This is a genomic window from Nocardioides sp., assembly GCF_047606145.1.
Lineage (GTDB): Bacteria > Actinomycetota > Actinomycetes > Propionibacteriales > Nocardioidaceae > Nocardioides.
Window position 1 is genome coordinate 23,800 of record NZ_JASGET010000034.1, and the last position, 11,313, is coordinate 35,112.

Here is an 11,313-nt window from a genome sequence, read left to right on the forward strand (position 1 = left end):
AGGTTGACCCCACTTTCGCCACAGTCCCGCTCGCCAGTCTCTGCCCGGGAGCGCTCCCTTCGGCGCGCCGCCGATCAGAGAGGTTGTGACGTTGAGCAAGCTGTGGCCGTTCGGTCGCTCCGGACCGGAGAAGACCGACTCCAACCGCGCCGGGAAGCGGCGCTGGGGACGGAAGGGATGGGCCGCCGTCGTCGTTGCAGCGCTGGTCGTGGCCGGTGGAGCCGGTTGGTGGCTGATGACCCGGGACGGGTCGTCCCAGGCCGCCACCGGGACGAGTACGACGACCGTGTCGAGCGGCACGGTCAAGGAGACCGTCTCCGCCGACGGCACCGTCGACGCCGCCGACACCGAGGACCTCGACTTCGAGGTCTCCGGGACGGTGACCAAGGTCTACGTCGCCGAGGGCGACAAGGTCACCAAGGGTCAGGCGCTCGCCAGGATCGACGACTCCACCCTGGTCGCCACCCGCAAGGCTGCGGCGGCCACGCTGGACGCGGCCGAGGAGCAGCTCGACACCGACGAGGACGACGACGCCTCCGACACCCAACTGGCCGCGGACCGCAGCTCCATCCTGTCGGCGAAGGCGGACCTGGCCTCGGCTCGGGAGGACGTCCGTGACGCGGTCCTGCGCGCCACCATCACCGGCACCGTCGCCTCGCTCGACCTCGAGGTCGGTGACGTGGTGGGCTCGTCCGGCTCCTCGGACTCCTCCGACTCCACGGGGTCGACCGACACCTCCACCGACACCTCCTCCGACTCCACGTCCTCCTCCGCGGTCACGCTCATCACCAGCAAGAAGTTCATCGTTGATGCCACCGTCTCGGCCGACGACGCGGACAACCTGAAGAAGGGTCTGCAGGCCGAGATCACGGTCAACGGCAGCACCGACCCGATCTACGGCACCGTCTCCGAGGTCGGAGCCGTCGCGGAGACCAACAGCTCCGGCGCCGCCGTCTTCCCGGTCACCATCGCCGTCACCGGCAAGCAGTCCGACCTGTACGCCGGCACCAGCGCGACCGCCACCATCACCGTCAAGCAGCGCAGCAACGTGCTGACCGTCGCGAGCCAGGCGATCAAGACCGACGGCGACACGGCGTACGTGATGAAGATGGTCAACGGCAAGGCGGTCAAGACGACGGTGAAGGTCGGCCAGGTCTACGGCACCACCACCGAGATCAAGTCCGGGCTCAAGGAGGGCGACACCGTCCAGATCACCGGGTTCACCATGCAGGGCGGCGGCGAGTCCGGCGGCACCGCGAGCACCGGAACGCAGGAGGGCTTCGGCTCCGGGAACATGCCCTCCGGCAGCCTCCCCGGCGGCTCCGGCGGCTTCCCGGGTGGTGGCCAGTGACGGCGGTCGACGAGACGCCGATCGCGGGCGTCGTCGAACTGCACGGCATCAGGAAGGTCTACCGCTCGGGCAGCATCGAGTTCGAGGCGCTGCGCGGCATCGACATGTCGATCGGCGGGGGCGAGTACGTGGCGGTCATCGGGCCGTCGGGCTCGGGCAAGTCGACGCTGATGAACATCCTGGGATGCCTCGACGTGCCGACCGAGGGGCAGTATCTGCTCGGCGGCGAGGATGTCTCCACGATGAGCGAGGCTCAGCTCGCGGTCGTCCGCAACAAGAGGATCGGCTTCGTCTTCCAGCAGTTCAACCTGCTGGCCAGCCTTCCGGCCTGGCGCAACGTCGAGCTCCCCCTGGTCTACGCCGGCACCAGCAAGGCCGAGCGTCGCGCCCGCGCGGTCGCGGCCCTGGAGAGGGTCGGGCTGGGCGATCGGGTGGAGAACCGGCCCGGCGAGCTCTCCGGTGGCCAGCAGCAGCGCGTGGCGGTCGCCAGAGCGCTGGTGACCGAGCCGGACATCATCCTCGCCGACGAGCCGACCGGAAACCTCGACTCCGAGTCCACCGAGGCGGTCCTCGGCCTGCTCGACGAGCTGCACCTGAGCGGACGGACCATCGTGCTGATCACCCACGAGCACGAGGTCGCCGCCCGGGCCGGCCGAAACCTGACCATCAAGGACGGACTCATCACCGCCGACGCCCTGGTGGGTGCGCAGTGAACCTGAGCGACACGCTGCGGACCGCGTGGGACGCCGTCCATGCCCACCGGCTCCGCTCCATCCTCACCATGCTCGGCATCGTGATCGGCATCGCGTCGGTGGTGCTGACCGTCGGCTTCGGCCAGGGGGCGCAGGACGAGGTGCAGAAGGAGATCGACGCGCTGGGCAGCAACGTGCTGGTGGTCTCGCCCGGCAGCTCCACCGACTCCTCCGGTGTTCGCGGCGGCTTCGGATCGGCCTCGACGCTGACCCTCGAGGACGCCGACTCGATCGCCGACAAGTCGGTGGTCCCGGACGTGGACGGCGTGGCGCCGGTCAGCTCGACCAGTGCCGAGATCGACACCACCTCCACGAACTGGACCACCACCGTCGTCGGCGCGACCACCTCGTGGCTCGACGTGCGCAACCGTGAGGTCTCCTCGGGCAGGTTCTTCACCGCCGACGAGGCCGAGTCCGGCGCGGACGTGGTGGTGCTGGGCTCCGACACCGCCTCCGAGCTGTTCAGCGGCCCGTCCAACCCGGTCGGGCAGACGGTGACGATCGGCGGCACCCAGTTCACCGTGATCGGAGTGCTCGCCGACAGCGGCGCGTCCTCCAGCGGCACCAGCGAGGACGACACCGCGGTCATGCCGATGTCGACCGAGAAGGCGATCACCGGGTCCACCAGCTCCTCGGTCTCCACCGTGTACGTCGAGTCGACCGGCGGTGACACGCTGTCGGCGGCGTACCAGGAGATCAACGCGCTGCTGCTCAACCTGCACGACGTCACCGCCGACGACGCCGACTTCAGCATCTCCAGCCAGGAGTCGCTGGTCGAGACGGCGAGCGACACCAACGAGACCCTGTCGGTGCTGCTCACCGGAGTCGCCGCGATCTCGCTGCTGGTCGGCGGCATCGGGGTGATGAACATCATGCTGGTCTCGGTCACCGAGCGCATCCGGGAGATCGGCCTGCGCAAGGCGCTCGGCGCGACCCCGAAGGTGATCAGACGCCAGTTCATCATCGAGGCGGCTCTGCTCGGGCTCGCCGGCGGCGTCGTCGGCGTCCTGATCGCGTACGGCGGCGCACAGCTGCTGCCCAGCCTGATCGACCAACCGGTGTCGATGTCGGTGGTCGCGACCCTCGGCGCGCTGGGCACCTCGCTCGCTCTCGGCCTGGCCTTCGGCGTCTACCCGGCGAGTCGAGCCGCCAAGCTCACTCCGATCGACGCCCTGCGCAGCGAATGAGAGCCGCGATGAGCACCGTCTCCACGTCCCAGTCCCGCATCCACCCGAAACCAGTCGGCCCGAATCCAGTCGGAGAGAACACACCATGACCCGCACCGCCCGCGCCTTCCCGCTCGTCGCCCTGGCCGCCGCCGGCATCCTCAGCCTTGCCGCCTGCGGCAGCAGCACGTCATCGGCCTCGGACGGCTCCGGCACCGGAAACGACAGCAGCGGACAGCCGAGTGCGGCCGCCTCCGGAGCCCCGGGCGGGTCCGCCGGCGGCGGTGGCACCACCGGCCAGATCGCCGCGAAGAGCGGTAAGACGCTGCAGGTCCAGAACGACACCGACGGTCAGGTGGCGGTGACCTACAGCGGCTCCACCAAGATCACCGCGCAGGTCTCGGCCACGCTGGCCAAGGTCAAGGTGGGCAGTTGCGTGATGGTCACCTCCGACTCCTCGGACTCCACCGATTCCAGCACCGTGGCCGCGTCCAGCGTGCGGATCACCACCGCCAGCAACGGCGAGTGCACCGGTGGCTTCGGCGGCAACGGTGGCGGCAACGGCGGCGGTACGGCGCCGTCGGGTGGGAGCATGCCCAGCGGTGCGCCCTCGGACATGCCGTCCGGCATGTCCGGCGGCATGCCCAGCGGCGCGGCCTCCGGCGGCGCCGGCGGTGCCGGTGGCTTCGGCGGCGGCACCTTCGGCACGGTGACGGCGGTGAGCAAGAAGGGCTTCACCGTCGAGGCGACCCAGCCGAGCGGCGGCTCCTCCTCGACGTCCTCGACCTCCTCGGTCTCGGTGACCGTCTCCTCGGACACCACCTACACCACTACCGCCTCGGCCTCGGCCTCGGCGCTGAAGGTCGGCAAGTGCGTCACCGCCCAGGGTGACACCGACGACACCGGAGCGGTCACCGCCACCAGCATCTCGGTCAGCGATCCGGTCGACGGTGAGTGCACCAGCGGGTTCGGCGGCGGCAATGCCGGCGCGGGGAGTGGACAGTGAAGCGCTGGGTCCGGACCGGGGTGAGCTCGGCTGTCTTGGTCGTAGTGGTCGGCGGCGGCTACGCGGCGTACGCCGCGACCACGGGCGGCGTCGCCGGCTACCGCACCGCCGTGTCCACGACCGGTGACGTCGAACAGACCATCGCGATGTCGGGCACGATCTCCCCGAACGGCACCAGCGCGCTGGAGTTCGCCGCCGACGGCACCGTGACGATGGTGGCCGAGGTGGGCGAGAAGGTGAAGAAGGGTCAGGTCGTGGCGCGGCTGGACCGCAAGTCGCTGCGCCGCGACCTGATCAAGGCCAGGTCCACGCTCGCCTCGGCACGGGCCCAGTTGGAGACCGACGAGGACGCCGAGTCCGACTCGGTGTCGAGCTCCTCCACCAGCACAGATACCAGCACCGGGACCAACACCGGGACCGGCACCGGGACGAAGACCGGCAACGGGAGCCCGAACGGCGGGAAGAACACCGACAACCCCTCCGACGACACCAGCACCAGCACGGGCACCGACATCGCCACCGTGCTGCAGACGCTCGCCACACAGCAGAAGGCGGTGGTGAAGGCCCAGACCGCGGTCACCAAGGCGATCGCGGCAGCGGACGAGGCGCTGGAGACCCAGACCGAGGCCTGTGACCTGTCCTCGTCATCCTCGTCGTCCTCGGCGACCTCGTCCTCGTCGGCGACGACCTCGAGTGCGACCACGTCGGGGTCGACGGACTCGGCGGCGTACCTCACGGCTGCCGACAGCAGTGCGAGCGACTCCAGCTCGGACGACGAGACCAGCGCGACCGAGTCGGACTCCGCCTCGGCGAGCCCGTCGGAGTCGGCCACGTCGTCCACCGATGGCTCGTCCGACTCTGCCGACGACTCTGCCGACGACTCGGGCAGCGACGACTCCGGTGACGACCCGACGGATGGCACCACCACGGACCCGACGGATGGCACCACCACCGATCCCTCCACGGGTACCACCACCGAGCCGTCCACCGGGACCGACGACGCCACCGCCGAGTGCCTCGCGGCCATCGAGGCGGTCCAGGACGCGCAGCAGACGGTGGCCGACACGGAGTACTCCGGCGACACCAACCTGAAGGATGCGTTGGCCGACCTGACCGAGACGCTCACCACCTATGCCGCCGGTGTCTCCACCGGCACCGATACCGGGACAGGAACCGGGACGGGAACCGGGACGGGAACCGGGACAGGAACCGGGACTGGGACGGGCACCGGGAACAACGGAAGCACCCCGTCCGGCAACACCGGTAGCACAGGCAACACGGGCAGCACCGACAGCACCGGCACCGGCGACAGCACCAGCAGCGGAACCACCACCGTGACCGCCGCGACGATCGCCAGCGACCAGGCTGCCATCGAGGAGGCCAAGGTCGACGTGATCAGCGCGCGGACCGCTCTGGCCGGTGCGGTACTCCGTGCGCCGGCCGCAGGCAAGGTCGCGGCGGTCAACGTCGCGGTCGGGGACACCGCCTCCTCGGGGTCGGACGCGGTCACCATCGTCGCGCCCGGGCTCACCAGCCTGTCGGTGAGCGCGAGCAGCACCCAGGTCGCCAACCTCAAGGTCGGCCAGAAGGTCACCGTGACTCCGTCGGGCTCGGAGAAGAGCTATGGCGCGACGGTGACCCAGATCAGCCAGCTGGTCGACTCGTCCTCGGGCTCGAGCACCTATCCGGTGACGGTGACGCTGAACAAGCGTGGCCTGGACCTCCTCTCTGGCGGGACCGCCTCGGCGAAGATCGTCGTCGGCAGTGCCAAGGACGTGGTGACGGTGCCGACCTCGGCGGTCAACGACGGCACCGTGACGGTGCTGTCCCACGGCAAGACCAGCACCGTCAAGGTCACCACCGGCCTGGTCGGCACCAGCTCGACCGAGATCTCCGAGGGGCTCAAGGCGGGCCAGAAGGTGGTGCTCGCCGACCTTTCCGAGGCGCTGCCGAGCGGGGACTCCGACAGCTCTACCAGCGGACTCAGCGGTAGCGGCGGTGGTGGCGGCTTCAGCGGCGGGGCGCCGGGCGGGTTCGGAGGCAACGGTGGCTGAGTGGGACGAGAAGCTGGCCGAAGGCACAGCGAAGGCACAGAGAAGCGACCCAGGTGATTCACAGCAGGCACACAGTGACTATGGGCATGATGTGACCATGACTGCTGCTGCCACCGAGCTCACCCGCCCTGACGGTTCGCCGCTGCGCGTCCTCGTCGTCGACGACGAGGTCAACATCGCCGAGCTGATCTCGCTCGCTCTGCGCTATGAGGGCTGGGAGGTGAACGCGGCGCACACCGGCAGCAAGGCGGTCAGTGCGGTCCGGGAGTTCCACCCCGACGCGATCGTGCTCGACATGATGCTGCCGGACTTCGACGGGATGGAGGTGTTGCGTCGAGTGCGCACCACCTCGCCCGACGTGCCGGTCGTCTTCCTCACCGCCAAGGACGCGGTGGAGGACCGGGTGGCGGGACTGACCGCCGGTGGCGACGACTACGTCACCAAGCCGTTCTCCCTGGAGGAGCTGGTGGCTCGGCTGCGTGCGCTGATGCGCCGCGCCGGCGCGACGAAGATGGAGGAGCGATCGGTCTTGCGTGTCGGTGACCTGGAGATGGACGAGGACAGTCGGGAGGTGTTCCGCGGCGGCGAGGAGATCAACCTGACGGCGACCGAGTTCGAGCTGTTGCGCTATCTGATGCGCAACCCCCGCCGGGTGCTCTCCAAGGCGCAGATCCTGGACCGGGTGTGGAACTACGACTTCGGCGGCCAGGCCAACGTGGTCGAGCTCTACATCTCCTACCTGCGCAAGAAGATCGACGCCGGCCGGGAGCCGATGATCCACACGATGCGCGGAGCGGGGTACGTCCTCAAGCCGGCGAGCTGACGGTGAGACTCCTCCCGTCGCTGAGCGCACGGCTGGTGGTCACCTCGGTCGCGCTGGTGCTGTCGGTCAGCGTGCTCATCAGTGCCGTCACCGCGGTGGCGATGCACCACGTTCTGATGAGCCGCCTCGACAGCGACGTTCGCGACCTCGCCATCCAGAACAGCACCGGTCCGGGCGCCCACAACCTGCAGACCGGGCAGATGCGGGTGAGTCCGCGCCAGATCCTCGTCCTGGCCAGCGGGGACGATGTCGCCGGCGTGATCGGTTCGACGACCAACTTCAACCCCACCACCCTGGACGACGATGCGGCCGCGGCCGTGGCGGACGTCGACGACGACGCGCGGCCGCATACCATCGACGTACCCGGCTACGGCAGCTATCGGGTCGAAGCGCGAGACGTCGACGGATACGTGATCGTGATCGGTCTGCCGATGAGCGAGGTGGACGACACCATCACCAAGCTCGTCACCTGGGAGGCCGCGCTGACCCTCTTCGGCGTCGCGTGCGCCGGCGGGGCGGGTGTCTACCTGGTACGGCGCCAGTTGCGGCCGCTCAAGGACGTGGCCGCCACCGCGCACACCGTCGCGGCGCTGCCCCTCGCCTCCGGTGAGGTCACCGTGCCCGAGCGGGTGCCCGACCGACTCACCGACGAACGCACCGAGGTCGGCCAGGTCGGCTCGGCCCTGAACACGCTGCTCGACCACGTCGAGTCCTCGCTGACCGCGCGGCACCGCAGCGAGCAGCAGGTCCGTCAGTTCGTCGCCGATGCCTCGCACGAGCTGCGCACTCCGCTGACCACCATCCGCGGCTACACCGAGCTGGCGCAGAAGATGCCGGCCAACACCGGTCTCGCTCTGGCGAAGGTGGAGGAGGAGTCCGGCCGGATGACGGCGATGGTCGAGGATCTGCTGCTGCTCGCTCGGCTGGACCAGGGACGTCCGCTCGAGCGCGAGCCGGTCGATCTGACCAGATTGCTCCTGGACGCGGTCGACGACGCCCGGGTGGTCGATCCGACACGGAACTGGCGGTTGACGCTGCCGCCGTGGGTCAACCCCGAGGTGGACGCCTCGGTGGTGGTCACCGGCGACGAGCAGCGGTTGCACCAGGTGGTGATGAACTTGCTCACCAACGCCCGCCGCTACACCCCGCCCGGGACGACCGTCACCGTCACCGCTCGCCCCGACGGGTTCGACGTCCACGATGACGGACCGGGCTTCGAACCGGAGCTGGTGCCGCGGGCGTTCGAGCGCTTCACCCGCGGCGACGCCGCGCGGACACGTGAGGGCGGCGCCGGACTCGGCCTCTCCCTGGTGCACGCGATCGTGTCCTCGCACGGCGGGACGGTGACGCTGGCCTCGGAGCCGGGGAACACCACCATTTCGGTCCGGTTGCCGACCAACGGCGGCTGACGGATCTGTGCGGCTGGAAGTGGCGCGTGGCCGGGGGACACTCGCCCGCGGGATCGGCGCGCGACACGCGGCATGCTCCCGCGTGTCGCGGGTATTCACGCCACCCGAATGTCCTGCGTCAAGCAGGCAGCGCGGACTGCTCAGCCCGGCAGGTCGAGCATCCGCTGCAGCGCCATCGTGGCATGGTGCTCGGTCTCGGGATCGACGGTGATCCGGTTGACCACGACCCCGTCGACCAGCGACTCCAGCGCCCAGACGAAGTGCGGCAGGTCGATCCGGTTCATCGTGGAGCAGTAGCACACGGTCCGGTCGAGGAAGACGATCCGCTTGTCCGGGTGGGCGGCGGCGAGCCGCTTGACCAGGTTGAGCTCGGTGCCGATGGCGAACGCCGATCCGGGTGGTGCCGCCTGCACGGTGGCGATGATGAACTCGGTGGAGCCGACCAGATCGGCCTGTAGCACCACCTCGTGCTGGCACTCGGGATGCACCAGGACCTGGACATCCGGGATCTCGGCGCGCAGCTCGCCGATCGTGTCGGGGGAGAACCGGCCGTGCACCGAGCAGTGTCCCTGCCACAGGATCATCCTGGCCTCGCGCAGCTGCTCGGGCCTCAGCCCGCCGTTCGGCAGCCGAGGGTTCCACACCACGCAGTCCTTGAGCGAGAGTCCGAGCTTGAGCACGGCGGTGTTGCGACCCAGGTGCTGATCGGGCAGGAAGAGCACCTTCTGCTTCTGCTCGAAGGCCCACTCCAGCACCGTCTGGGCATTCGATGAGGTGCACACCACGCCGCCGTTGCGGCCGCAGAAGGCCTTGATGTCGGCCGAGGAGTTCATGTAGGTGACGGGTACGACGTCCTCGCCGATGCCCGCCTCGGCCAGCGCCTCCCAACAGGCCTCCACCTGCGCCAGCCGGGCCATGTCGGCCATCGAGCAGCCGGCGGCCAGGTCGGGCAGGATCACCTGCTGGTCGTCGCCGGTGAGGATGTCGGCGGACTCGGCCATGAAGTGCACGCCGCAGAAGACGATGTACTCGGCCTGCGGGCGGGCGGCCGCGTCCCGGGCGAGCTTGAAGGAGTCACCGGTGACGTCGGCGAACTCGATCACCTCGTCGCGCTGGTAGTGGTGACCCAGCACGAAGACCCGCTCGCCGAGCTTCGCCTTGGCGGCTCGCGCCCGTGCGACCAGCTCCGGGTCGGAGGCGGGCGGCAGGTCGCCGGGGCACTCCACGCCACGCTCGGAGTCGAGGTCGGTGCCGCGGCCCAGCGGGAGCAGCGGGAGATCGACAGTCGTCATGATCGAAGCCTAGACGCCGTACGAGCCGGGCCGGACGGGTGCTCACCGAACGGTTCGCCGAGCGCTACAGCAGCGCCCCGTGGTGCAGATACGGCGCCGGCGGCGCCAGGTCGCGCACCCCCAGTGCCCCGGAGAAGCCGAGGGAGAGCCGAGCGGCCAGACCGACGTCCAGCGCCCACTGGTTCGCGCCGGTGATGTGGGCGACCACCGGTGATTCGCCGGCGCGACCGAGCGACTCCCACAGCAGCCTGGTGGCGGTGGTCTCGTCACGGGCGGCGAGGAGCACCGGGCCGCGCTCCTCGACATAGGCATAGCCCTGTCCCGCACGGTCCACGATCAGGCTGCCCATCCGAGCCAGGCTCTGGTGATCCACCTCGTGCCCGGCGCCACGCAGATCGCGATCGATCGCGTCGAGCAGCTCGGTGTCGCCGGTGTCGCCCTCGCGGACGCCGTCGACCGGCGGGATCAGCGAGCGATCCAGGGTGCCGTGCAGCAGCATCATCGGGTGCAGTGCGAACCCGGCCAACCGGTAGCGCCGGAGCGCCGCCGGATCCGAGGAGGCCGACAGCATCGACCTGGTGCAGCCGCAGCGGTCGGCGTACCCCAGCACCGTCTCGAGCAGCCGGCGGCCCAGGCCGGCGCCCTGCCGGTGCGGTGCGACCGCGAAGGTGGCGAGGCACCACAGTCGTTGCCGCACGAAGGAGGTGGCGAACCCGGCCAGGCCGGTCCGGTCCGTGGCCACCCAGCAGCCCGCCGGATCGGTCTCCAGCCAGCGGCCGGTCCGGGCGATCCAGGTGGCCGCCCGTTCGGCCGGACGCCGCTGCGGCGGGGGCGCGCCGCGGGTGTGCATCCGCACGTCGACCTCGTAGAACGCCTCCGCGCTGACCCGCTCGGCGAGCGAGAGGTCGTCGGGCCGCATCGGCCGGATCACGAGATCGCTCACCGGCACACTGTAGGAGGCCGGTCCCGAGGTCGCATCCGAGATCCATCCCGCCGTGCGGTCGACGCGGGCCCGGCGGCTCCGGCGGAGACGGGCTGCAGGTGGTCGCGCTAGGTTGCCCCGCATGCGCATCGTGGTGGCCCCGGACAAGTTCGCCGGCACGCTGACCGCGCCGCAGGCCGCCGCCGCGATCGCGGCCGGCTGGAAGCGAGCCGATCCCACCGCGGAGCTGATCGAGCTGCCGATGGCCGACGGTGGCCCGGGCTTCGTCGACGTCCTGCATGCCGGGGTCGGCGGTCGGCTGGTCCCCGTCCAGGTCTCGGGCCCGTTCGGGGAGCCGGTGACGGCACGCCTGCTGCTCGACGGCACGACGGCGTACGTCGAGGCCGCACAGGCCTGCGGGCTGGTGCTCACCGGTGGTCGGACGCCCGAGCGCGCCTCGACGTACGGCGTCGGCGAGCTGGTGCTGGCCGCCCGCGCGGCGGGCGCCACCCGCATCGTGGTCGGCCTCGGCGGCAGC

At 70.3% G+C, this 11,313-nt stretch carries 10 protein-coding genes; 8 read left to right on the forward strand and 2 right to left on the reverse strand.

The features are described 5' to 3' along the window. Positions 1–91 precede the first annotated feature (91 nt). The 7 genes from QM638_RS05435 (at position 92) to QM638_RS05465 (ending at position 8,561) form a co-directional block, all read left to right on the forward strand. Positions 92–1,351, forward strand: coding sequence for an efflux RND transporter periplasmic adaptor subunit (locus tag QM638_RS05435; protein WP_415140927.1), 1,260 nt, complete (start codon positions 92–94; stop codon positions 1,349–1,351). Then, a complete protein-coding gene (locus QM638_RS05440; RefSeq protein ID WP_415140928.1) occupies positions 1,348–2,064 on the forward strand; it encodes an ABC transporter ATP-binding protein in 717 nt (238 codons plus the stop codon). The genes QM638_RS05435 and QM638_RS05440 overlap by 4 nt, the downstream gene beginning before the upstream one ends. Continuing rightward, the gene (locus tag QM638_RS05445; protein ID WP_415140929.1) at positions 2,061–3,290 is read left to right on the forward strand and encodes an ABC transporter permease; all 1,230 of its coding nucleotides are present in this window, start codon (positions 2,061–2,063) and stop codon (positions 3,288–3,290) included. Before QM638_RS05440 ends, QM638_RS05445 begins: the two co-directional genes overlap by 4 nt. Before the next feature lie 85 nt (positions 3,291–3,375). Beyond that, positions 3,376–4,275: a DUF5666 domain-containing protein gene (locus QM638_RS05450; protein WP_415140930.1), complete on the forward strand. Its 900-nt coding sequence runs from the start codon at positions 3,376–3,378 to the stop codon at positions 4,273–4,275. Next, positions 4,272–6,329, forward strand: a complete 2,058-nt coding sequence (locus QM638_RS05455; RefSeq protein WP_415140931.1) for an HlyD family efflux transporter periplasmic adaptor subunit — start codon at positions 4,272–4,274, stop codon at positions 6,327–6,329. The genes QM638_RS05450 and QM638_RS05455 overlap by 4 nt, the downstream gene beginning before the upstream one ends. A 97-nt stretch (positions 6,330–6,426) precedes the next feature. After that, on the forward strand, positions 6,427–7,152 hold the full coding sequence (locus QM638_RS05460; RefSeq protein WP_415140932.1) for a response regulator transcription factor: 726 nt from the start codon (positions 6,427–6,429) through the stop codon (positions 7,150–7,152). Between the two features lie 2 nt (positions 7,153–7,154). Then, positions 7,155–8,561: a sensor histidine kinase gene (locus QM638_RS05465; protein WP_415140933.1), complete on the forward strand. Its 1,407-nt coding sequence runs from the start codon at positions 7,155–7,157 to the stop codon at positions 8,559–8,561. Between the two features lie 140 nt (positions 8,562–8,701). On the opposite strand, the gene nadA is transcribed toward QM638_RS05465, so the two are convergent. Both nadA and QM638_RS05475 read right to left on the reverse strand, forming a co-directional pair. Beyond that, on the reverse strand, positions 8,702–9,853 hold the full coding sequence (gene nadA / locus QM638_RS05470) for a quinolinate synthase NadA (protein ID WP_415140934.1): 1,152 nt from the start codon (positions 9,851–9,853) through the stop codon (positions 8,702–8,704). Positions 9,854–9,917: 64 nt separating this feature from the next. Next, positions 9,918–10,796: a GNAT family N-acetyltransferase gene (locus tag QM638_RS05475; protein WP_415140935.1), complete on the reverse strand. Its 879-nt coding sequence runs from the start codon at positions 10,794–10,796 to the stop codon at positions 9,918–9,920. Between the two features lie 121 nt (positions 10,797–10,917). Between QM638_RS05475 and QM638_RS05480 the strand changes: the two genes are divergently transcribed. Beyond that, positions 10,918–11,313: glycerate kinase (locus QM638_RS05480; RefSeq protein WP_415140936.1), on the forward strand; the 396-nt coding region annotated here is incomplete at its 3' end.

Bases quoted from the DNA above. Each gene is read 5' to 3' on its own strand.
- QM638_RS05460 (WP_415140932.1), top strand. From the start codon at position 6,427: ATGACTGCTGCTGCCACCGAGCTCACCCGCCCTGACGGTTCGCCGCTG.
- QM638_RS05450 (WP_415140930.1), top strand. From the start codon at position 3,376: ATGACCCGCACCGCCCGCGCCTTCCCGCTCGTCGCCCTGGCCGCCGCC.
- nadA (WP_415140934.1), bottom strand. From the start codon at position 9,853: ATGACGACTGTCGATCTCCCGCTGCTCCCGCTGGGCCGCGGCACCGAC.